At 70.7% G+C, this 20,311-nt stretch carries 23 protein-coding genes; 13 read left to right on the top strand and 10 right to left on the bottom strand.

The annotated features are described in order from the left end of the window. Positions 1-142 precede the first annotated feature (142 nt). Both ACIQPT_RS11050 and ACIQPT_RS11045 read left to right on the top strand, forming a co-directional pair. Entirely contained in the window at positions 143-997 is an 855-nt protein-coding gene (locus ACIQPT_RS11050; protein WP_401154813.1) for a hypothetical protein, read from the top strand. Between the two features lie 125 nt (positions 998-1,122). Continuing rightward, the gene (locus ACIQPT_RS11045) at positions 1,123-2,133 is read left to right on the top strand and encodes an LLM class F420-dependent oxidoreductase (protein WP_401154811.1); all 1,011 of its coding nucleotides are present in this window, start codon (positions 1,123-1,125) and stop codon (positions 2,131-2,133) included. Positions 2,134-2,143: 10 nt separating this feature from the next. Here the strand turns inward: ACIQPT_RS11045 and ACIQPT_RS11040 are convergent, their stop codons facing one another. Both ACIQPT_RS11040 and ACIQPT_RS11035 read right to left on the bottom strand, forming a co-directional pair. After that, positions 2,144-2,941: a maleylpyruvate isomerase family mycothiol-dependent enzyme gene (locus ACIQPT_RS11040; protein ID WP_401154810.1), complete on the bottom strand. Its 798-nt coding sequence runs from the start codon at positions 2,939-2,941 to the stop codon at positions 2,144-2,146. 121 nt (positions 2,942-3,062) lie between these two features. Continuing rightward, positions 3,063-3,641, bottom strand: coding sequence for a hypothetical protein (locus ACIQPT_RS11035; RefSeq protein WP_401154809.1), 579 nt, complete (start codon positions 3,639-3,641; stop codon positions 3,063-3,065). Positions 3,642-3,799: 158 nt separating this feature from the next. On the opposite strand from ACIQPT_RS11035, the gene ACIQPT_RS11030 reads away from it, so the two are divergent. Continuing rightward, positions 3,800-4,105: a hypothetical protein gene (locus ACIQPT_RS11030; protein ID WP_401154807.1), complete on the top strand. Its 306-nt coding sequence runs from the start codon at positions 3,800-3,802 to the stop codon at positions 4,103-4,105. A 23-nt stretch (positions 4,106-4,128) separates the two neighbouring features. Here ACIQPT_RS11030 and ACIQPT_RS11025 read toward each other — a convergent pair whose 3' ends face one another. The 3 genes from ACIQPT_RS11025 to ACIQPT_RS11015 are packed head-to-tail and all read right to left on the bottom strand — an operon-like array spanning position 4,129 to position 7,296. Continuing rightward, the gene (locus tag ACIQPT_RS11025) at positions 4,129-5,202 is read right to left on the bottom strand and encodes a prenyltransferase (protein ID WP_401154805.1); all 1,074 of its coding nucleotides are present in this window, start codon (positions 5,200-5,202) and stop codon (positions 4,129-4,131) included. Further along, complete coding sequence (locus tag ACIQPT_RS11020) at positions 5,199-5,930, bottom strand: class I SAM-dependent methyltransferase (RefSeq protein ID WP_401154803.1); 732 nt, start codon at positions 5,928-5,930, stop codon at positions 5,199-5,201. Before ACIQPT_RS11020 ends, ACIQPT_RS11025 begins: the two co-directional genes overlap by 4 nt. A gap of 52 nt (positions 5,931-5,982) precedes the next feature. Continuing rightward, complete coding sequence (locus tag ACIQPT_RS11015) at positions 5,983-7,296, bottom strand: glycosyltransferase family 4 protein (RefSeq protein WP_401154801.1); 1,314 nt, start codon at positions 7,294-7,296, stop codon at positions 5,983-5,985. A gap of 288 nt (positions 7,297-7,584) precedes the next feature. Here ACIQPT_RS11015 and ACIQPT_RS11010 point away from each other — a divergent pair, with 288 nt between their 5' ends. Then, positions 7,585-8,208 carry a TetR family transcriptional regulator gene (locus ACIQPT_RS11010; protein WP_401155153.1) on the top strand — a complete coding sequence of 208 codons (624 nt, stop codon included), beginning with the start codon at positions 7,585-7,587 and terminating at the stop codon, positions 8,206-8,208. Here the strand turns inward: ACIQPT_RS11010 and ACIQPT_RS11005 are convergent. Genes ACIQPT_RS11005 through ACIQPT_RS10995 form a run of 3 tightly spaced genes read right to left on the bottom strand, consistent with a single transcriptional unit; the run spans position 8,162 to position 10,092 of the window. Continuing rightward, positions 8,162-8,914: a 4'-phosphopantetheinyl transferase family protein gene (locus ACIQPT_RS11005; RefSeq protein ID WP_401155151.1), complete on the bottom strand. Its 753-nt coding sequence runs from the start codon at positions 8,912-8,914 to the stop codon at positions 8,162-8,164. The genes ACIQPT_RS11010 and ACIQPT_RS11005 overlap by 47 nt on opposite strands. A 13-nt stretch (positions 8,915-8,927) precedes the next feature. Further along, positions 8,928-9,179: an acyl carrier protein gene (locus ACIQPT_RS11000; protein WP_401154800.1), complete on the bottom strand. Its 252-nt coding sequence runs from the start codon at positions 9,177-9,179 to the stop codon at positions 8,928-8,930. Between the two features lie 55 nt (positions 9,180-9,234). Then, positions 9,235-10,092: a hypothetical protein gene (locus tag ACIQPT_RS10995; protein ID WP_401154798.1), complete on the bottom strand. Its 858-nt coding sequence runs from the start codon at positions 10,090-10,092 to the stop codon at positions 9,235-9,237. Between the two features lie 528 nt (positions 10,093-10,620). Here ACIQPT_RS10995 and ACIQPT_RS10990 point away from each other — a divergent pair. Genes ACIQPT_RS10990 through ACIQPT_RS10975 form a run of 4 tightly spaced genes read left to right on the top strand, consistent with a single transcriptional unit; the run spans position 10,621 to position 16,082 of the window. Beyond that, positions 10,621-11,736, top strand: coding sequence for a phytanoyl-CoA dioxygenase family protein (locus ACIQPT_RS10990; RefSeq protein ID WP_401154797.1), 1,116 nt, complete (start codon positions 10,621-10,623; stop codon positions 11,734-11,736). Continuing rightward, the gene (locus tag ACIQPT_RS10985; RefSeq protein WP_401154795.1) at positions 11,718-13,034 is read left to right on the top strand and encodes a DUF6271 family protein; all 1,317 of its coding nucleotides are present in this window, start codon (positions 11,718-11,720) and stop codon (positions 13,032-13,034) included. The genes ACIQPT_RS10990 and ACIQPT_RS10985 overlap by 19 nt, the downstream gene beginning before the upstream one ends. Next, positions 13,031-14,815 carry a condensation domain-containing protein gene (locus ACIQPT_RS10980; RefSeq protein WP_401154793.1) on the top strand — a complete coding sequence of 595 codons (1,785 nt, stop codon included), beginning with the start codon at positions 13,031-13,033 and terminating at the stop codon, positions 14,813-14,815. Before ACIQPT_RS10985 ends, ACIQPT_RS10980 begins: the two co-directional genes overlap by 4 nt. Next, a complete protein-coding gene (locus ACIQPT_RS10975) occupies positions 14,805-16,082 on the top strand; it encodes an MFS transporter (RefSeq protein WP_401154791.1) in 1,278 nt (425 codons plus the stop codon). Before ACIQPT_RS10980 ends, ACIQPT_RS10975 begins: the two co-directional genes overlap by 11 nt. 25 nt (positions 16,083-16,107) lie before the next feature. On the opposite strand, the gene ACIQPT_RS10970 is transcribed toward ACIQPT_RS10975, so the two are convergent. Next, a complete protein-coding gene (locus ACIQPT_RS10970) occupies positions 16,108-16,482 on the bottom strand; it encodes a type II toxin-antitoxin system VapC family toxin (protein WP_401154789.1) in 375 nt (124 codons plus the stop codon). A 253-nt stretch (positions 16,483-16,735) separates the two neighbouring features. After that, complete coding sequence (locus ACIQPT_RS10965) at positions 16,736-17,167, bottom strand: ATP-binding protein (RefSeq protein ID WP_401154787.1); 432 nt, start codon at positions 17,165-17,167, stop codon at positions 16,736-16,738. A 213-nt stretch (positions 17,168-17,380) separates the two neighbouring features. On the opposite strand from ACIQPT_RS10965, the gene ACIQPT_RS10960 reads away from it, so the two are divergent. The 5 genes from ACIQPT_RS10960 (at position 17,381) to ACIQPT_RS10940 (ending at position 20,311) form a co-directional block, all read left to right on the top strand. Beyond that, a complete protein-coding gene (locus ACIQPT_RS10960; RefSeq protein ID WP_401154785.1) occupies positions 17,381-18,265 on the top strand; it encodes a helix-turn-helix domain-containing protein in 885 nt (294 codons plus the stop codon). Then, a complete protein-coding gene (locus tag ACIQPT_RS10955) occupies positions 18,262-18,465 on the top strand; it encodes a DUF397 domain-containing protein (RefSeq protein WP_401154784.1) in 204 nt (67 codons plus the stop codon). Before ACIQPT_RS10960 ends, ACIQPT_RS10955 begins: the two co-directional genes overlap by 4 nt. Before the next feature lie 191 nt (positions 18,466-18,656). Next, on the top strand, positions 18,657-18,926 hold the full coding sequence (locus ACIQPT_RS10950) for a hypothetical protein (RefSeq protein WP_401154783.1): 270 nt from the start codon (positions 18,657-18,659) through the stop codon (positions 18,924-18,926). A 494-nt stretch (positions 18,927-19,420) separates the two neighbouring features. Continuing rightward, on the top strand, positions 19,421-19,780 hold the full coding sequence (locus ACIQPT_RS10945; protein WP_401154781.1) for a hypothetical protein: 360 nt from the start codon (positions 19,421-19,423) through the stop codon (positions 19,778-19,780). A 93-nt stretch (positions 19,781-19,873) separates the two neighbouring features. Next, a complete protein-coding gene (locus tag ACIQPT_RS10940) occupies positions 19,874-20,311 on the top strand; it encodes a hypothetical protein (protein ID WP_401154780.1) in 438 nt (145 codons plus the stop codon).

The raw sequence follows: 20,311 nt of genomic DNA, 5'->3' as shown, positions 1-20,311 counted from the left end.
ATCCGGGCGAGGGCGCAACCCGCCCGGGCAGACGATAGATTCATCCGTACGATGGGGAGCCGCTCCCGAGCTTCAAGCCGTGCCCGCCGCACCGGCGGCAGCGACGACCGCCCCGACAAGACGACCGACTAAGGACCTTCACGTGAATATCCGATCCCTCACTCGAGGCGACGGCGTGGTGATCGGAGCAGCGGTCGTGCTGTTCATCGCCTCTTTCCTCGACTACTCCAGCTACTGCCCGTCGGGCATCGACTGCTCGCGGGTCGACAACGCGAACGCCTGGGACTTGCTCGGGCCCCTGATGAGCATCTTCCTCGCCGGCGTCATCGCCGCGGCGCTGCTGATCGTCAGCCGTGCGATGCCGGGCCGCAAGGTCGCCGGGCTCGACCTCGGTCAGTTCAGCGTGGCGCTCAGCGTGTTCGCCGTGTGGACCGCCTTCTGGACGATCCTCGACGTCAGCAGCGCCGGGGCGGGTCTGATCCTCGGCCTGCTCGCCACCATCGCGCTCGCCGCGGGCGCCATCGCCGGTCCGCTGGTGCCGTTCCTCAAGGCCCCGCTCCTCAGCCCGGCCGGCCCGGCGCAGGCCGTGCAGGGCGGGCAGCCCCCGTACGGCGCGCAGCCCGGCCAGGGCTACGGCTTCCCGGGCGGCCAGCAGCAGCAGCCGTACGGCGCCCAGCCGAGCCAGGGTTACGGCTACCCCGGCGCCCCCCAGCAGGGCCAGCCCGCCCCGGCCGACGCGGCGCAGGCGCAGCAGGCCCAGGCCCCGCAGCCCGCGCAGGGCGGCGCGGCCCCGGCGGGCGACTTCACCCCGTTCTGGTTCGCCGTCCCGGTGGCGCGCCCGCTGTACGGCGAGGACGGTTCGCCGAACCCGATCGCCGAGCTGGCGCCGGGCACCTGGTACCTCGCGGTGGAGCAGCGCGGCCAGAGCCTGATCGCGCAGACGCAGGACGGCCGTCGTGGCGTCCTGCAGGACACCACGGGCATCCAGCGCGGCTGATCCCGTACGCACGAACGCCGCGGCCCCTCACCCTTCCGGGCGGGGGGCCGTTGTCGTACAGTCCAACCCGGACACCGCAACCTGACGCATCGTCAGTTTCGGTGGGAGGGACTGGAGGGAACGGAATGCGGCTCGGACTCGCGCTCGGATACTGGGGCCGCGGCCCGGACCCCGGCCAGCTCGCCCTGGTCCAGGAGGCCGAGCGGCTCGGCTACGACTCGGTGTGGACGGCGGAGGCCTGGGGCTCGGACGCCTTCACCCCGCTGACCTGGATCGCCGCCCACACCTCGCGGATCAGGCTGGGCACCGGCATCGTCCAGATGGCGGCCCGTACGCCCACCGCGACGGCCATGCACGCGCTGACCCTGGACCATCTCTCCGGCGGCCGGATGCTGCTCGGCCTCGGCTTGTCCGGGCCGCAGGTGGTGGAGGGGTGGTACGGGCGACCGTTCCCGAAGAGCCCGCTGACCGCGACCCGCGAGTACGTCGAGGTGATCCGGCAGGTCCTGGCGCGGCAGGGACCGGTCGAGCTGGCCGGCCGCTTCCACTCCCACCCGTACACCGGCCCGGACGCCACCGGCCTCGGCAAGCCGCTGAAGCCGATCACCCACCCGCTGCGCGCCTCGCTCCCCGTCCTGCTGGGCGCGGAGGGCCCGAAGAACATCGCGCAGACGGTGGAGATCGCGGACGGCTGGCTGCCGCTGTACTGGTCGCCGCTGCGCACGGACGTGTACGGGGCCTCGCTCGCCGGGCTCCGGGACGGCTTCATGATCGCGCCGATGGCCCGTGCGCACGTCTGCGACGACGTGGCCGAGGGACTGTGGCCGGTGAAGGCGATGCTCGGCTTCTACATCGGCGGGATGGGGCACGCGGCCCGCAACTTCCATGCGGACCTGATGGCCCGGATGGGGTTCGAGGAGGAGGCCCGGCGGATCCAGGAGCTGTTCCTCCAGGGCCGCAAGGAGGAGGCGGTACGGGCGGTGCCCGACGCGTTCGCCGACGAGATCTCGCTGATCGGGCCGCGCGCCCGGATCGCGGAGCGGCTGGAGCTGTGGCGCACGGGCCCGGTGACGGATCTGCTGGTCACCGCCCCGGACCCGCACACGCTGCGGGTCCTGGCGGAACTCAACGCCTAGGGCGGGCGGTTCAGCCGAACGAGGAGCGGTCCAGCCAGAAGTCCAGCAGCGCCGCGTCGCCGAGCACCTCCACCCGTGAACTGGTCGGCTCCAGGCGGCGGTTGAAGACGAGCATCAGATCGGTGAGCGACCCGCGCAGCGCGACCGTGGCCTTCTCGTGCGCGTGCCGCCAGGTGAAGCGGTCCTCGCCGAACTCGATCAGCCACTCCGCGCCGGGCACATCGGTGGCGTGCAGATGCAACGAGCGCCCGCCGCCGCGCAGTTCGGCCGCCTCCGGGTCGCCGTCCTCCTGGGAGAAGGAGACGATGCGCAGCCACTCCTCGATGGTGTCGGCGGCCACGTCGGCGTCGACCGTGTACGGGACGCGGGCGGCGAGCGCCGCGTCGGCCCGGTGCACCGCCGTCTCGTGCGTCATGCGCCGCGCCCAGAACGCCGTACGCCGCTCCCACGCCCAGGTCCACACCTCGGTGTCCGGCCCCGCCTCCCGCAGCGCGTCCACGGTGGCGGCGGCGCCTTCTGCGAGCCAGGCGTCGAGCGCGGCCGGGTCGTCGCCGGCCGGCCCTTCGATGCCGGGCACCTTGTCCTCGGGGACGGCGTCGGCGGCGCGGGTGCGGACGATCTCACCGACCCAGCGGTGCGCGCCGCCGACGTGCACGGCGAGCTCCCGCAGGGTCCAGTCGGGGCAGGTGGGGACGGTCGCGGTGAGATCGGCGCCGGTCAGCACCGCGCGCAGGGCGTCGGTCTGCGCCAGGATCTCGTCGCAATAGCGGTCGTGGGAGAGAAGGGAGAGAGGGGAGAGAGGCGTCATGCGGCGCACCCTAACCGGCGGTACCCAGCGTGCTCACCCGAATATCCGCCGGTCACCGCCGCTCACCACCGCTCACCGCCGGCGGGAGGAGGGCGGGCCCGGCCCGTGAAGTCCGCCGCCGCTATCCGGTCAGCTGGGAGGTGGAGGGAACCTTGTCCTTCACCTCGGCGCCCGCGTCCTTGCCCGCGTTCTTGATGCTGTCGATGACGCTCTCGAACGCGCCGATGTCGCCTTCGCCGGCCTCACCCTTGCGGAGCTTCGTCCCCAGCCCCTTGAGCGATTCGATCCCGGCGGTGAGCGGGGCGACCGCCTTCGACAGCAGCGGGTCGCCCTTGGCGTTCTCCGTCGCGGCCTTGAGCCGGTTGTAGGCGAACCCGCCCGCGAGGCCCGCCTTCACGAGGGCGAACTTCCGGCCCTCCGCGCCCTTCTTGAACGTCCCTGCGCGGTACGGCTTCACGATCCACTGGTACGTGGCCCCCGCCGCGAGCCCCGCGTTGGCGACGAACCGGGTCTTGGCGAGCCGCTGCTTCTCGGCGGACGCCGAGGGGCTGGCCCCGGAGGAGTTGGCCGCCGCGGACGCGCTCGCCGCGTTGCCGCCGGCGGTGTCTCCGGAGTCGCCGCACGCGGTGGTGCCCGCCAGCAGGGCGCAGGACAGCAGCAGCGCTGCCGGGGTTCGGCGGAGCGTTACGGAACGGGGCACGGCGGGCCTCCTGACCGGACTGAAACGGGCCAACCCGGGCATGTCACAGCGAGTGACGGACCTCGGCACTCCGGATCAGCCTCGCCCGTTCCCTCCCCGGTCGCCACCCGGTGGGGCCGTACGGGTTTCACCCTGCGTAAAGCGGCAACCAGAGTTCCATGTCTCCCAGAACCCGTTCAGGAAGCAGTTCAGGCAGCAGTACAGCGGCACGTGTCATCGCCGTCGTGGCCGACATCCTGGCCTTCATCATCATTCTCTGGATCCTGATGTACCTGCTCGACGCCAACCGCGGCAACGACTTCGTGCAGTGGGTGCACGACGCGGCCCGCTGGCTGGCCGGCTGGTCGTACGACCTGTTCACGTTCGACAAGGCGTGGGCGCGGGTGGTGGCCGGTTACGGTCTGGCGGCCGTGGTCTATCTGTTCATCGGGCACGCGGTGGCGGGCCGGCTCCGCCGCGGCTGAACCGGCTCCGCCTCAGGGCGCGTTCAGCGGCAGCAGTCCGGCTCGAGGCCGACCGGCAGCCGTTCGCCCGAGAAGACCGCGGTGGTCGCCTCGTCCCCCCCGAGCGCGGCCACCGCCAGCAGCAGGGAGCCCGCCGTCCAGGTGGTGAGCTCCTCGGGCCAGAACGCCCGGTTGCCCTCGAAGACGTACCCCGTCCAGTACAGCCCGCCCTCGGCCCGAAGGTGCTGGACGGACTGGAGGATCTCCAGCGCCCGGTCCGACTCCCCCGTCACCCAGAGGGCCAGGGCGAGTTCGCAGCTCTCGCCGCCGGTCACCCACGGGTTGGGCAGCACACAGCGCACCCCGAGGCCGGGGACGACGAAGCGGTCCCAGCCCTCCTGGATGCGGGCGGTGGCCTCGGCCCCGGTGACCGCGCCGCCGAGGACCGGGTAGTACCAGTCCATCGAGTAGCGGTTCTTGTCGAGGAAGCGCTCGGGGTGGCTGCGGATCGCGTGGGCCAGCGCCCCGGTCGCCAGCTCCCAGTCGGGCTGCGGCTCCTCGCGGCGCTCGGCGATGGCCAGCGCACAGCGCAGCGCGTGGTGGATCGAGGAGGAGCCGGTCAGCAGCGCGTCGTTCACGGGCGTGCCGTCGGGCTCCCGCTTCCAGCCGATCTGCCCGCCGGGCTGCTGGAGCCCGAGGACGAACTCGACGGCCGCGAAGACCGTGGGCCACATCCGGTCGACGAACGCGTCGTCGCCGGTGGCCAGGTAGTGGTGCCAGACGCCGACGGCCACGTACGCGCAGAAGTTGCTCTCCAGGCCCCGGTCGGTCGGCCGCCCCGGGTCGCCGTCGTGGTAGGCGGCGTACCAGGAGCCGTCGGCGTTCTGGTTGCGGGCGAGCCAGTCGTAGGCACGCGCGGCGGCCCCGTGCTCGCCGGCGGCGTCGAGCGCCATCGCGGTCTCGGTGTGGTCCCACGGGTCGAGGTGGTGGCCCCGGAACCACGGCAGCGCCCCGTCCTCCCGCTGCACGGCGAGGAGGGCGGCGACGGTCTCGGCGGCCTGATCCGCCGTCAGGACGCCGGGCAGGACGAGGTGTTCGGTCTGTTCGGGAGTGCTCACGCCTCGGCCTTCGGAAGGTGCGGCTTGGTGGCGTAGGCGACGAAGCTCTTGCCGACGACCGGGTTGAGGAGCTGCTCGGCGACCCGGGTCGCGAGCGGCTTCTTCATGATGTCCCAGACGAGCAGCTTGTGGTAGGCGCGGACCGGCAGCGCCTGGTCGTTGTCCACGCCGAAGGCGCACTTCAGCCACCAGTACGGCGAGTGCAGGGCGTGGGCGTGGTGGGTGCCGTACGGCTTGAGTCCGGCCTCGCGGATCCGGGCGAGGAGCTGGTCGGCCTTGTAGATGCGGATGTGGCCGCCCTCGACCTCGTGGTAGGCGTCGGAGAGGGTCCAGCAGACCTTCTCGGGGCCGTAGCGCGGGACGGTGATCGCTATCCGGCCGCCCGGCCTGAGGACCCGGACCATCTCGGCGAGGACGCCCTTGTCGTCCGGGATGTGCTCCATGACCTCGGAGATGATCACGACGTCGAAGGAGTTGTCGGGGAAGGGCAGGTTGAGGGCGTCGCCCTCCATGGCGGTGGCGGTGGCGCCCTCGGGGGCCTCCCCGGCCTCCTTCATCGCGGCGAACCACTTGGCGACCTCGCGGATCTCCTCGCCGTTCCGGTCGAGGGCGACGACCTGCGCACCGCGCCGGTAACACTCGAAGGCATGCCGGCCGGCACCGCAGCCCAGATCGAGCACTCGGTCGCCGGCGGCGAGCGGGAAGCGGGTGAAGTCGACGGTCAGCACGAGGGCCTGCCTTCGAGGTCGGAGGTACGGGTTCCGGTAAACGCGGTCGCAGTCACCTGCGGACTCCGCGGGCGGCGATCGCCTGACGGTACAGCTCGGCCGTTCCGGCGGCCGCCCTGGCCCAGGTGAAGTTGGCCAGCACCCGCTCACGGCCCGCCGCGCCGAGCCGGGCGCGCAGCTCCGGGTCGCCCAGCAGCCGGGCCAGCGCCCCGGCCAGCGCGTCCGGGTCGCCGGGCGCCACGGCGAGGCAGGTCTCCCCGTCCCGGCCGGAGACCTCGGGGATCGCGCCGCCGGTGGTGGCGACGAGGGGGGTGCCGGTGGCCATGGCCTCGGCGGCGGGCAGCGAGAACCCCTCGTACAGCGAGGGCACGCAGGAGACCTGGGCGCTGCGCACGAGGTCGACCAGCTCGGCGTCGCTGATGCCCTTGACGAACTCGACGGCGTCCGCGAGGCCGTGCCGCTCGATCGCGCGGGCGACCGGCCCGTTCTCGGCGCGCTTGCCGACGACGACGAGGTGGGCGGCGGGGTTCTCGGTACGGAGCTTGGCGAGCGCGTCGACGAGGTGGACGAGGCCCTTGAGGGGGACGTCGGCGCTGGAGGTGGTGACGATGCGGCCGGGCACCTCGGCGACGGAGGGGTCGGGCGACCACAGGTCGGTGTCGGCGCCGATGTGCACGACGCTGATCCGGTCCGGGCGTACGCCGAGGTCCTCGACGATCTCGTCGCGGGAGGAGCCGGAGACGGTGAGGACGGTGTCCAGCTTGCGGGCGACCCGCTTCTGCATCCGGGTGAAGGCGTACCAGCGGCGTACGGAGGCGCGTCGGCGGCGACCGGTCGCAGCCTCCAGGTCGAGCCTGCGGTCCACGGTGATGGGGTGGTGGATCGTCGTCACGAGCGGGGCCCCGAGCTCGCCGAGGAGCCCGTACCCGAGGGTCTGGTTGTCGTGGACGACGTCGAACTCTCCGCGCCGGGAGAGCAGATGGCGACGGGCGCGCAGGCTGAAGGTGAGCGGCTCGGGGAAGCCGCCGGTCCACATGGTGGCGACCTCGGCCAGGTCGATCCAGTCCCGGTACTCGCCCCACTTCGGCGTACGGAAGGGGTCGGGCTGCCGGTAGAGGTCGAGGCTGGGCAGCTCGGTGAGCGGGACGCCCTCGTCGAGCACCGGGTAGGGCTGCGCGCCGATGACCTCGACGCTGTGGCCGAGGCGGGCGAGCTCCCGGCCGAGGTGGCGGACGTACACGCCCTGGCCACCGCAGAACGGATTGCCCTTGTACGTGAGGAGTGCGATGCGCAACGGCCGGTCGCCGGTCCCGGCGGAGCTGCCGTCGCCCGTGCGGGGGCCTGTCTCTATGGCCTCAGCGGTCACACTCGGCCCCCTTCTGACTGCGTGTTCGCCGGAGCGTAACCGGTCGCGCTAATCTAGAACAAGTTTCAGACTTGATAGAACAAGCTCGGAACTAGCTCGGAACAAGCTGCAGACTTGATCGTTTGACGTGCATCGAATCTACCGGCAGGTAGCGTCGGCGGGACGGCCGGATCAGGTGATTCGCGCCACGACGGACGCCCTGGCATGCTGTGCGCGCCCGGCCGGGCCGCTTCGTCCGTCCGGGTGCGGGATCAAGCCATGGATCACGGATCGTGGATCGGGGACAGCATGACCGCGGACGCCAGACCGGCAGCGCCTCCGCTGACCGAGCGCCAGGAGGCCCGTCGCCGCCGCATCCTGCACGCCAGCGCCCAGCTGGCCAGCCGGGGCGGGTTCGAGGCGGTGCAGATGCGGGAGGTGGCCGAGGCCGCCGGGGTCGCGCTGGGCACCCTCTACCGCTACTTCCCGTCCAAGATCCATCTGCTGGTCGCGACCATGCAGGACCAGCTCCAGCACATGCACACCACGCTCCGCAAACGCCCGCCGGCCGGCGACGACGCGGCCCAGCGGGTGGCCGAAACGCTGATGCGCGCCTTCCGCGCCCTGCAGCGCGAGCCGCACCTCGCGGACGCCATGGTCCGGGCCCTCACCTTCGCGGACCGCAGCGTGAGCCCCGAGGTGGACACCGTCTCGCGGCTCACCACGGCGATCATCCTGGACGCGATGGGGCTGGAGCACCCGACCCCGGAGCAGCTCTCCGCGGTCCGGGTCATCGAGCACACCTGGCACTCGGCGCTGATCACCTGGCTGTCGGGGCGGGCCTCGATCGCCCAGGTGAAGATCGACATCGAGACGGTCTGCCGCCTCATCGACCTGACGGCGGAGGCGAAGCCGGAGCCGGATCGGGGCTGAGCGGCGCGACGGGGCCGAGCGGCGGGGCGTCGGGCCGCCCGGGGAGCCCGGCGGCTGGGTGCTTCGTCGAAGGCCGGGCGGCCGCGAGCGCCACCACGGCCGCACGGCGGTGGTCCGTCCACTCGGTCAGCCGGACGTCGTCCCGCCCGGCCTCGAACTCGGCGGTGAGCCCGGCAGTGACCCCGGCCTTGAACAGCGCCTCCCGCCGGACCCACAACCGCAGCAGCGCCGGTCCGGGGTCCGGCCCGGCGCCGGCGGCGTCCACCTCGTCCGCCGGCAGCAGCCGCCGCAGTACGGGCAGGGGCCCGGGCCGACGCGTCAGGGGCTCCACGTCGATACCGACCGGGCCCGGACCGACCGCCGCGGCGGCCAGCCCGTCGGCGTGACTGAGACTGACGCCCAGGCCGGGGCGGTCCGGCAGATACGGCCGACCGTGTCCGCTCTCCCCGCACCCGGGGCAGCGCTGGGCGGGCTCCACCTCGTGGGGCGGCCGCCCGGTGGCCCGGGAGGCGCACAGCCGCAGCAGCAGCCGGGCCGCCACGACGTCGTCGCGCCGGGCGGGCACCCGGATGCCCGCGAGCCGGTGCCGCTCCCACGGGGCGAGCATGTCCTCGTCCAGCTCCGGGCAGGCCAGCACCTCGGCGGTGGTGGCGACCAGCGCGACGGTGGCCGCGCTCTTCCCGTACGGCGGCGGGAGGCGGGTCACCACCGGCCCGTGCTCACCCGGCGGACGCCTCGGCGAGGCCGACGGAGCCCAGGAAGCGCTCCTTGACGCGGGCGAGGGTGCGGAAGTCGTCGATGGTGACTTCCTGCAGATCGATGCTGTCGCCGGAGATCTCCTCCAGGAGGTCGATGAACTCCAGGAAGTCCATCGAGTCGATGAGGCGGGCCTCGATGAGGTCCTCGTCGACGCCGATCGGGCCGTCGAGGCCGGGATTCTTCTCGTTGAGCCACGCTACGACGCGTTCCATGGGAGAAATCGCTCCTCTTGTCTCTGTTCTCGAAGGTTCCGGTGGCTGCCGGAGGTCAGGAACCGGCGGCACGGAGCCGCTCCAGGGCCTGCTCGGCGGTGCCGTGGGCGAGGATCATCGCGTGCACCCAGCGTTCGACGCCGAAGGCGACGCAGGAGCTGTAGGCGGGACCGTGCGATCCGGCGCGGATGCCGAGCCGCTCGCCGAAGAAGTTGCGGTGCCGGTTGACGGAGGCGATGGCCGTGCCGTCGGGGGCGCTGTACTCGTACTTCACCGGGTCCAGCGCCATCAGACGGGCCCGCGATCCCCCGTTGTCGTAGAACGGGTCGTCGGCCGCCGCCCGGGTCAGGGTCAGACCGAGCCGCCCGGCCACCTCCTGGACGAACTCGCCGCCGCGTGCCTGGTGTTCGGTGGCGCCGTCCTTGGTGCCGAGGTAGATCACCTCACGCATGTGGAACCCCCAGAGGCGACGCAGGCCGTCGTAGTGGGTCTCGTTGCGGAAGCAGCGGCCGACCGCCGAGAGCCGCAGCCCGTCCTCGCCGACGTCCTCGCCCTCCAGGGAGAGCAGCAGGCCGTAGCAGGTGGCGGACGGCAGCACATGGCCGGTCGGCCGCAGCGGAAGGTCCTGGGGTGAGCCGCCGGAGGCCAGTCCATCGAGCGCGTCCGGGCCGAACCGCCCTGCGGACACGCCGAGATGGGGGAAGTTGCGGAAGAAGTCCAGCCGTGCCAGTCCGTCGACGGACAGCAGGGGCGGCCCCACGACCTCGGGGGCGGAGAGCCGCGCGGCCAGACCGGTCAGCAGATCGTCCAGCCCCCGCAGCAGAGCGGTGCGGACCGGGTCCAGCGTGATCAGCCCGGCACCGGGGCTCTTCAGCTCGATGCCCGGCAGGGCCGTGATGCTGGATGTGTTCATGAGACCGCGTCTTTCTCGGTCGGGCCGACCATCGGCGACCCACCGGATGTACGAACCGCATCGCCGTGACGGCGGCGGCCCCGAGCAGGGCCGTCAACAGGGCCGTCACCGGCCGGAGCGCGGGCAGGAAAACGGGTTGACAGCCCGTCACGAACCCGACCGCGCCCTTGGACATTAGGCCCGTAGCTCGCTTGTTGTCTAGACCAAAAATACCGAACGCCAGGTATCGGTTCCGTGGCCACCAGACACAGGACGGCATCCCATATCCCCATATGTGCCGGGCACTTGACAGTCCGGGCGGTCTGGACCAATCCTGCTGATCGACGTGGTCACAGCTCCTCCCACCACGGCACTGCCATCCGTCCCGCCGTGGGGGGGGGCCCCCCCCCCCCCCGGGCCGGGCCCCCCCCCCCCGGGCGGGGCCCCCCCCCCCCCCCCCACACACCCCCCCCCCCCCCCCCCCCCCCCCCCCCCCCCCCCCCCCCCCCCCCCCCGCCCGGCCGAGGAGAAGGACCTGCCATCAACCTCATGACGACACCCGCCCCTCGCCGCCGGCCCCGCCTGCACCGCGCGGCGTCGGACGTCCCGTACTTCAGCGCGGACGGCGAGGCCTACCTCGCGCAGACCGCCCTGCGGGAGCTCGACAAGTCGCGTCCGCTGCGGGTGCTGTCCGAGGAGGACTTCGCCCACTGGCAGACGTACGGCTACGTCATCGTCCGAGAGGCGATACCGGCGGCGACGGCCCGCCAACTGCTCGACTTCACGTGGGAGTTCCAGGGCCTGGACCCGGACCGTCCGGAGAGCTGGTACGAGGACCGGCCGCTGCGCTCCGAGCTGGACCAGCAGCTGCACATCTACGGCTTCGTGGAGGCGTACCACCACCAACTCCTCTGGGACAACCGGCAGTCGCAGCGGGTGTACGACGCGTTCGTCGACGTATGGGACTGCGAGGAGCTGTGGGTCACCCTGGACCGGCTCAATCTCAACCCGCCCAACCGGGGCAACCGTGACCGCGCCCTGATCGAGCCGACGGACCGGGGCTTCGACATCGAGCTCCACTGGGACATCGACACCACGCTCGCCGTGCCGCCGCAGCGGGTGCAGGGCATCATCGCGCTCAACGACACCCGGCCGGAGACCGGCGGTTTCCAGTGCTGCCCCGAGCTGTTCCGGCAGTTCGACACCTGGAAGACCGGCCAGCCCGGTGACCGGGACCCGCTGCGCCCGGACATCGACCGGGACGAACTCCCGGTCGTACGGCCGGATCTGCGCCCCGGCGACCTGCTCATCTGGAACGGCCTGCTGGCCCACGGGGTAGCCCGCAACCTCTCCGAGAACGGAGTGCGGGCCGTGCAGTACCTGTCGATGATGCCCGCGCTGGAGGAGCACGAGCGGCTGCGGAAGTCCCGGGTGGAGTCCTGGCGCCATCTGCGGACCCCACGCTGGAACCGCACCCTGGTCGGCGACCCGGTACTGCCCGAGGCCAAGCGCTACCCCACGGCCGAGCTGAACGCTCTGGGCAGTCGTTTGCTGGGCCTCGCCTCGTGGCAGGACCCGGTCGAGGACACCGAGGGTGTCACGGGTGAAGCCGGTACGGCACCCGCCGCTCCGAGCGGGGAGCCTTCGTGCGCCGCGTCTGTCTGACCCTGCCCACCCACCGGGCCTGCGCCGGCACCATCGCGGCGGTCGGCGAGGAAGCGGCGTACGGGGCACGACAGTTCGGCGTCGAGGTGCACCTCCTGGTCCTGGACTCCTCCGCCGCACCGGTGCTCGACCGGCACCGGGAGGCGGTGGCCGCGCTGCCCCCGTCCCCCGGTGTGACCGTCCACCACCTCGACGAGGACGAGCAGCGCGCCTTCCTGCGCGAGGTGACCGTCCGGTCGGGCGCGGAACGGGAGCTGCAGGACCGGCTGCTGGACCTGCTGCTGCCATCCCGCGTCTCCTACGGCGCCTGCACCGACCGGGCGTTCCTCATCGCCCAGGCCCTCGGCTGCACGTCCGTCCACCGCCGGGACTCCGACAGCCGCTACCAGCGCCTCGACGGCGAACCGGTCTTCCCCCTCCACCAGGAACTCACCTACCTGGGCCAACGGGCGGACGTGGCGGGGAAGTCGGCGACGAGGAGCAAGCTGCCGCCGGGGTCCGAGGGCCGGCGGGTGGCGATAGCCGGTGGCTCCTTCGTGGGCGAGATGTCGGTGGACGTCGCGGAGATCCGCGAGCTCGACCCGGACACGTACCGCGAACTGGTGGGCCTGTCGCTGCCCGAGGGCTCCCCACAGATCTGGCGCAACCATCTGATCGACGCGTCCTTCCGGGGCGCCGGGGACACGGCGTTCAGCGGCGACCGCACCACTCTCGCCCCCATCAGCCCGATGCACGTGGACATGTGCAACATCGGGCTCGACCACGAGGTCTACCGCAGGGTGCCGCTGCCGCCCGCCACTGACACCATCGGCAGCGACTACTTCCTGCTCCACCTCACCCACAACGCACAGCTCCCCGGCCTCCAGCACAACCGGCACATCGTCAACTTCCACACACCGGAACGGCGTACGGACGCCGGGTTCCTCGCGTACCAGCTGCGCTTCGCGAAGTTCCTGCTGTCGAAGACGTACCTCAACGCCGTGTACGCGAGGACGGCGGCGGCCGGTGACGCGCTGCTCGATGGAGAGGGCCACCTCCGGGCCTCGGTGGTCGCCGGTTTCGTCCGGGAGAGCGTCGGCCTCGACCGGGCTGAGAACGCCCGCCGCATGGACGTCCTCGACCGTGCCTGCCGGCGGCTCGGCGACCGCTACACGACGGTCGCGGACACGCTCGCCGACCGCCGCTCCCGGCTCCTGGACGAGGCCCGCGACGACATGGCCGACTTCGCCCTCCTGATGGACCACTGGGAGGCACTGACCGGCGCGAGCGCCGAAGTGGGCCTGGCCGTGACCCGATGAACTCCGCAGCCGGCAAGGACACCATGCACCGGAACCCCCCGCACACGCCCCACCTCTCCCGTACGGTCACCGTCGCCTACGCGGGTGGTGACGAGCGCCGCGGCCCCCTCACCATGGGCCAGGCCAACATGATCCGCTGCATCCTGCGGGACGACCCCACCCACATCAACATCCACGATGTGTGGCCCGTGCCCGAGGGCACCACCTCGGAGGCCGTCACCGAGGCCCTGCGCGCCCTGGCCGTACGGCACGAGGGGCTGCGCACCACCTTCCCGCACCCGCCGGGGGCCGCACCGGTCGACCAGGTCGTGGCAGCGGAGGGCACGTTCACGGTGACCGTCCTCGACCACGCCGAACTCCCCGCCGATCCGGCGGGGTACGCGGAGTCGGTGGCGCGGGCGGCGCGGGCCGGGCGCTTCGCCCTGGAGCGGGAGTTCCCTATGCGCATCACGCTGCTCACCGCGGCCGGACAACCGGCCTACGTGGCACTGGCGTTCAGCCACGCGGTCGCCGACGGCAGCGCGATGGCCATCCTGCGCGAGGAGTTCGCCGAACTGCTGGCGGGCAAGGAGCTGCCGGGGCTCACTTCCCTTCCCCCGGTCGACCTGGCCGCCGTGGAGGCCTCCCCGGCCGGGCTGCGGAAGTCGGAGGCCTCCCTGCGGTACTGGGAGCGGATCCTGCGCACCGGGCCGCAGGAGATGTTCGCGGAGCCGCGCGGCAGGAGGCCGGGGACCGACGAGGAGGCCCGGCAGCTGACGCTCCGCTCCCGTCGGGGCGGCCGGGCGCTCGCCGGGGCGGCCCGCCGCACCGGGCACCCCGAGGCCACCGTGCTGATGGCCGCCTGGTGCGCCCTGGTGGCCCACCGGGCGGGCCAGGACACCTGTGTCACCGCTGTCCCCAGCGCCAACCGGTTCCACGCCCGGGTCGCCCGTTCGGTGACCACCACGTCCCAGGACGCACTGCTTCACCTGGACGTCCGGGTGCCCGCCTTCGACGCCCTGGTCGCCCGGACCTGGGGTGCGGTGCTCAACGCCTACCGGCACAGCCAGTTCGACTCCGTACGGCTGTGGGAGATGATCGACCGGGTCACCGCCGAGCGCGGCAGCCACTTCGGCCGGGACGTGGTGTTCAACGACGTGAGCGCCCTGCCCGCCCCGCTCCTGGGCACCGACGCGCAGAACGGCGGCGACGCCGAGCAGGAGCTGACCTGGGGGCCGCCCCAGACGCTGCCGACCCGGATGCTCGCCTTCACGTACCGGACGACTCCCCAGCTCCACATCTCCCTGTGGGCCGCCCCCTCGCTCTTCACCCCCGAGGAGGCTGAGGGGTTCCTCGCCGGGCTGGTCCTGCTCCTGGAGGCGGCCGCCGCCGGGGACGTACCGATGGAGGCGCTGGCCGAGGTGACGGGAGTCCGCCCCGCCGAACGCGGGCCGGGCTGGCTCCGGGTGGACGGCTGCTGGGTCTCGCCCGACGCCGTGCGCGAGACCCTCGGCCGGGCGGTGGGCGGACTGCCGGTGCGGGTGCAGGTGACCGAGGTGTCCGGCGCGGAGCCGTACCTGACGGCGTACATCGCCCTCGGCGACACCTCGTTGACACCCACCGAGGCCCACCGGGCGCTGACCGCCCTCATCCCGGCCGCCGGTTCGGGCGTCCTCGCACCGAGCCGCTACGTACTCGTCGAGCACCCACCGGCCACGCCCGACCGGAGCGACGCCTGGCGTCGGCTGCAGATCATCGAGGAAGGGACCGGCAGGAGCCGGCAGGTGCGACATGAGCGTTGACGACACGACCCTCCAGCAGAAGCCCGAGCCGCTGCCGAGCCCCTGGCGGTCGACCCGGTTCCGGCTGTTCTTCACGGCCCGCAGCGCGTCGCTGCTGGCCGACGGCATGCTGATGGTGTCCCTCACGACGGCGGTGCTGGGGGCGGGCCACGGGGCGAGCGGCGTCGGGTACGCGCTCGCGGCGTGGATGACCCCGATCGTGCTGCTGGTGCTGTTCGGCGGGGTGCTGGCGGACCGGTTCACCCCGCAGCTGATGATGATCTGCGCGGACCTGGTGCGCATGCTGGCGATGCTGACGCTGGCCGCTCTCCTCTTCTCCTCCGACAGCGTCCCGCTGTGGCAGATCATGGGCCTGATGGCGCTGAGCGGGGCCGCGACGGCGATGTTCCAGCCCGGGATGGCGAGCATGGTCCCCCGGGTCGCCGAGGACATCCAGAAGGCCAACGCGCTGCTGCGGATCTCCGAGGCCCTGAGCACGCTGCTGGGCCCCGGCCTGGCGGGCATCCTGGTCGCGTACTGGCAGGTCTCGGGCTCGTACCTGGTCATCGCGGCGGCGTACGCGCTGAGCGCCCTCGTCCTCCTCCCCCTGCGGAAGCTGCACACGGAACGCGACGAGGGCGACGCCCCGATGTGGCGGAGGCTCGCGACGGGCTGGCAGGAGTTCCGGTCGCGCCAGTGGCTGTGGGGCGTCATCGCGGTCTGGTCCGTCTACGGCCTGTTCGTGTTCGGCCCCGCGCTGCCGCTGGGCGCGGCGCTGATGATCGAGCAGCACGGGGCGAGCGGGTACGGCTGGATCGCCTCGGCGGACGGCGCGGGCACAATCATCGGCGGCCTGATCGGCATGCGGGTCCGCCCGCGCCGCCCCCTGGTCGCAGGAGCCCTGGCCATGCTCTGCTTCGCGCTCAACCCCCTGGCCCCGGCGCTGGAATGGTCCTTCGCGGCCACGGCGATCGCCCACGTGATCGCGGGCTACGGCTTCGCGTTCTGGGGGGTGATGTGGGCGACGAGCGTCCAGTCGCACATCCCCCTGACGGTCCTGAGCCGCGTCTCGGCGTACGACGTCGCCGGCTCCATCATGGTCATCCCTCTGGGCCGCGCCCTGGCGGGCCCGGCGGCGGACGCGTTCGGCGCGAACGAGGTGCTGATCTTCTCGTCGGTGATGTCGTGCGCGCTGCTGGCGGTGATGCTGAGCGTCCCGGCGATCCGGGCACTGCGACGGGCGCCGGAGGGCGTGCTCAGCAAGGTGGCGGGGGAACCGGCGGTCTGACCACCTGGGTACGGCACACCGGTGGTCAGACCCGCACGACCGGTACGTCGTACTGCGGGATCCAGGCGTTACGGGTGACGAGGACCAGCCGATGGTCTTGCGCCTGAGCGACGAGCAGCCGGTCGAAGGGGTCGGCGTGGACCATGGGCAGCCGCCCGGCCCGTACGCCGTGGGCGGCGGTGACGGGGAGGCTCGGGAACGCGAGGTCGCGCACGCGCTCGGCGAGGTCGCCCGGGCCTTCCAGCATGCCGAAGTGCTGGTGGAAGGTGATCTCCCAGGGCGAGACGGCGCTGATGTGTACGGCGTGCGCGGAATCGAGGAGGCGTTTGGCTTCCTCGGACAGCTCCGGGGAATCGTCGAGCCACCAGAGGATCACGGGTGTGTCGAGGAGAAGGCGCATCACGCCATCCCGAAGGCGGATGCGATACAGGGGTGAAGCTCATCGAAGTGACGAGCGATCCGGACCTGCCCACGCAACGAGCCACGCCCGCAGCGCCGCACAGCAGGCACAGTCGACTCCGGTACGGGCAGGACAGGCTCACCCACCCCACTGATCACGACCGCCCGCCGGTCGACGAGCTGGATCAGAGTGCCGCGAAACAATGGCCCGACAGCCGGCACCGAACGCCGACGGAGGACACGCCAGAACCACCTCATGACATCACCGAGGGGCCGGCCATCGTCGGCGCGGGAACGGCAGCGGGAGTCACGACCTCCGCCCAGATGGTCTTCCCGATCCCGGCCGGCCGTTCCTTCACCCCCCAGCAGAAGGCCAACGCGTCGACGATCAGCAGCCCGCGCCCACCCGTCTCCAGCTCATCGGGCCACCGCACCTCGGGGCGGCCGTCACCGGCGTCACTCACCTCCAGCCGGAGCCACGCACCCCGCTCCCGGCACTCGATGCGCACACCGATCATCCGGTCACCGGGGACGACGACGCGCACGGCATTGGTCACCAGCTCGGAGAGCAGCAACTCCGCCGTCTCGACCGTCTCCTGCCCGACCCGCCACTCACCGAGCCTGGCGCGAAGCAGGGCACGCGCCCGGGGAACGCTGCTGCGGCTGCGGACGAGCCGAAAGTTCACTTCACACAGTTCACCCATCACAGTCCCCATTGGTCGGAGCTCGGCTGAAGTCCAGTGCGGGCGAGATCAGTTGGTTCGTGGCCCCAACCCGTCACCAGCAGGATGAGTGCGCACCATCCGAAAATGCAACGTTGCTGATAGCCTCCACATCATTTTTCCTCCTTTCGGGTAACCGCACCCCAACAGAGCCTCTACTTTGCTAAAGGTGTTCACATGCACACGAAGAGCACCGCCGCCAACACTTCGACCGTCCTCGGACGCCAACTGGGGGACGAACTCCGGCGGTTGCGGGAGAAGGCCGGCCTGACCACCAGCCAAGCGGCGGAGGCCCTCGACTGCACCAAGGGCAAGATCAGCCGGATCGAGAACGGCCGCGTGGCGGTACGGCTCCCCGACCTGACAGCGATGCTGCACGCGTATCAGCTCTCCGACCAAGAGGTCCGGGACCGCCTCGCTTCACTGGCACGAAAGGCCAACCGCAGGCGTCGGGAGGGCTGGTGGAACCAGTACGGCGACGTGCTGGCCGACACCTACCGTGACTACATCGCGCTGGAAGCCATGGCGGGCTCCATCCGGACCTTCCAGGCACAACTGATTCCCGGCCTGCTCCAGACCCCGGACTACATTCGGGCGGTCACCGTGGCCTCACGCCAGTGGCAGACGGCGGACGAGATCGAGAAGTTCGTCCAAGTCCGCCTGGCACGACAGGAACGTCTTTTGGACGACACCCCGCTACAGCTGTGGGCCGTGCTGTCGGAAGCCGTCCTTCTCCAGCAAGTCGGTGGTGCACAGGTGATGAACGCGCAGCTTCAGCACCTGCTGGCCAGTTCCGAGCGCCCGAACGTGACGGTGCAGGTGCTGCCGTTCTCGCGTGGGGCGCATGCGAGTATGTTCGGCCCGTACGTAGTGCTGGGATTTCCCGAGGAGGGGGCGCTCGACGTGGTCCTGGCGGACAACCCGTCCGGCTCCATGTGGCTGGAACGGGAGACGGACGTCTCGCGCTACCAAGACCTGTTCGACGCCGCGCGCACGTCCGCGCTCTCCCCGGCCGAGTCCCGCGCTGTCATCCACCGCCGGGCCGAGGAGCATCAAACATGAACAGCGCACGCCACAGCACGCCGGACCTGTCGGGCGCACGGTGGCGCACCAGCTCGTACAGCGGCGGCAACAACGAGTGCGTAGAGGTTGCCCACAACCTCCCCCACCTGGTCCCGGTCCGCGACAGCACCCGCCCCGCCGGCCCCGTCATCGCCTTCGGCCACGATGCCTGGCAGGCCTTCGTCGGCGACCTGGCGTGATCCGGAGATGGACACCCGGACGGGGTGAGTGGAACCCGAAACTGACCGCCGGGAGAGCGAGTTGAACGCCCTCATCGAACTCACCGCATCCGGCTTGGTGGAAGCCGAGGACCTCGCGAGCGAATACTTCTGACGCTGCGCATGCCTCGAATGAAAGTGAGGCCATCTGTTTCGATCTTTGGAGGTTCATCATGGCTTGGAATAACGAAGAGGAGGTCGATGTCGTCATCACGCTTGTCTCGCGGGTCGGATCCCAGGCTTGCGGCGCTGACGGCGCCACAGGCTTCATCGACCAGGTCAAGCACCCATCCTGGTGGTCCAGTGACGCGGCTTCCCCACAGGTAGGCGACCGCCTGCACACAGTCGTGCTGGATGACACGAGAACTCCACCCCGGCTGAGCGCACTCCAAAGCGACATCAATATCGCACGCGTATTGCGCGAACGGGAAGAATCCCAGTGATGCGCATTACCGAGATTATCGAAATTCCTGGCAGCACCGACCTCGTCACATTCACAGGGCCCGCAGGACAAGCATGGGGCCGATGGTGTGGAGCCTTCCCAATCAGCAGCCCCTGCTGCGTAGAGGTCGACCTCCCGGAGCCGGTCACTGCGTGGGAGCACGCCAGGACTCAAGACGTATTGGCGGGGAACCCTGGAAAGGAACTGACGGTCTGCGCCGTGGTCGATTCCGTGGATGCCGATGGAGTCGTATCTCTGCGGCTGGCATCGGACATTATCCTGGTGGAGTGGGAAGCAATCGCACGCGCGGCAGTCGGAGAACGAATCAGATTTTACGCACCCGCAGCCGCAATCTACCCGTACGCACTCTAGCCTCCGCCGCCCCGGGCGCACCAAGCCCCAAACGGGAGAAAGGTCTGACCGTGGAGTCCAGGGCGAGAAGATAGACCTTCAGGGAGAACCGGTGACTACCAAACGAAACTGCAAGGGAACCAAATGCAGAAGCAATTCGTGACACCAGACCCTCAAGATCTTGTCAACGCCCTGGGAGTGGAACCGGAGACCACAGGGGAAACCCAAATGACCGTTAGGCTTTTCGACGTCACCGGCGAGGACCTCACATTCTCTTACAACGTGGTCGGGCAGTCCGTCAGCGTGCACTGGAATACAGAGTCCGGCAAGCCGGCACTGAAGCTTTTCAGAGAAGGAGCAACTTTGCTACGCATCCAGGAGGGTGATGGAATTACCGAACTTGTCGTAGAATTTGAAACTCAAGACACGGCGGGAACTCTCGAACTGCAAGTATTCCCGAACGTATCCGTGATGGAAACATCACTCCTCTCGCAGAGCCCGTAAGACGTGCAGGCGTTCGCAGTGGATGACCAGCTCTCGAACCCCAGCAGAAATGATCGGCTCCGGCGCGCAGGAGGGTGTCCATCCAATGTCCTGGTGCGAGTATCCGATGCCGGACAACGCATCCTGCATGCATGCGGTTTGCAGGTCACTGACACCGAGATCCCGCCCACGGCACCTTCCGCGATCAAGGCCATTCACATGGTTGCGGGCATCGATGTGGAGCCGACCGTCTCGATCGATGCAGCGAAGTGCGACGCCATGGAGCAGCTCGAACTTCAATGGCACGAAGAGGCGTGGCCGGTACTCACCGCTCCAGGATCTGGAGCGTTCTTCATTCTGCTGCCAGGGAGCGGTGGCGCTGCAGCCGGATGGATTCCCGTCAATAACATCGCAACGCCTGGTCTGCCGTCGCGCGTTGCCGCGGCGACGGGCTCTCATGAGTTCGTGGCGTTGTCCGCAGACGGAATGAATCTGTGCGCGGTGTCAGAGGAAGAGGATGAGTACTGGATCATCGTGCGTCCGCTGCACTGA

The organism is Streptomyces sp. NPDC091289, assembly GCF_044757365.1.
Classification (GTDB): domain Bacteria; phylum Actinomycetota; class Actinomycetes; order Streptomycetales; family Streptomycetaceae; genus Streptomyces.
Note: the sequence above shows the minus strand (reverse complement) of the source record. Positions and strands in the feature narration are given on the sequence as shown.

Excerpts from the sequence above, each read along its gene's own strand:
- ACIQPT_RS10970 (WP_401154789.1), bottom strand. The coding sequence starts at position 16,482 with ATGCGCCTTCTCCTCGACACACCCGTGATCCTCTGGTGGCTCGACGAT.
- ACIQPT_RS10995 (WP_401154798.1), bottom strand. The coding sequence starts at position 10,092 with ATGAACACATCCAGCATCACGGCCCTGCCGGGCATCGAGCTGAAGAGC.
- ACIQPT_RS10945 (WP_401154781.1), top strand. The coding sequence starts at position 19,421 with ATGCAGAAGCAATTCGTGACACCAGACCCTCAAGATCTTGTCAACGCC.
- ACIQPT_RS10980 (WP_401154793.1), top strand. The coding sequence starts at position 13,031 with ATGAACTCCGCAGCCGGCAAGGACACCATGCACCGGAACCCCCCGCAC.
- ACIQPT_RS11040 (WP_401154810.1), bottom strand. The coding sequence starts at position 2,941 with ATGACGCCTCTCTCCCCTCTCTCCCTTCTCTCCCACGACCGCTATTGC.
- ACIQPT_RS11045 (WP_401154811.1), top strand. The coding sequence starts at position 1,123 with ATGCGGCTCGGACTCGCGCTCGGATACTGGGGCCGCGGCCCGGACCCC.
- ACIQPT_RS10990 (WP_401154797.1), top strand. The coding sequence starts at position 10,621 with ATGACGACACCCGCCCCTCGCCGCCGGCCCCGCCTGCACCGCGCGGCG.
- ACIQPT_RS11030 (WP_401154807.1), top strand. The coding sequence starts at position 3,800 with ATGTCTCCCAGAACCCGTTCAGGAAGCAGTTCAGGCAGCAGTACAGCG.
- ACIQPT_RS10975 (WP_401154791.1), top strand. The coding sequence starts at position 14,805 with ATGAGCGTTGACGACACGACCCTCCAGCAGAAGCCCGAGCCGCTGCCG.
- ACIQPT_RS11010 (WP_401155153.1), top strand. The coding sequence starts at position 7,585 with ATGACCGCGGACGCCAGACCGGCAGCGCCTCCGCTGACCGAGCGCCAG.
- ACIQPT_RS11000 (WP_401154800.1), bottom strand. The coding sequence starts at position 9,179 with ATGGAACGCGTCGTAGCGTGGCTCAACGAGAAGAATCCCGGCCTCGAC.
- ACIQPT_RS10955 (WP_401154784.1), top strand. The coding sequence starts at position 18,262 with ATGAACAGCGCACGCCACAGCACGCCGGACCTGTCGGGCGCACGGTGG.
- ACIQPT_RS10950 (WP_401154783.1), top strand. The coding sequence starts at position 18,657 with ATGGCTTGGAATAACGAAGAGGAGGTCGATGTCGTCATCACGCTTGTC.
- ACIQPT_RS10960 (WP_401154785.1), top strand. The coding sequence starts at position 17,381 with ATGCACACGAAGAGCACCGCCGCCAACACTTCGACCGTCCTCGGACGC.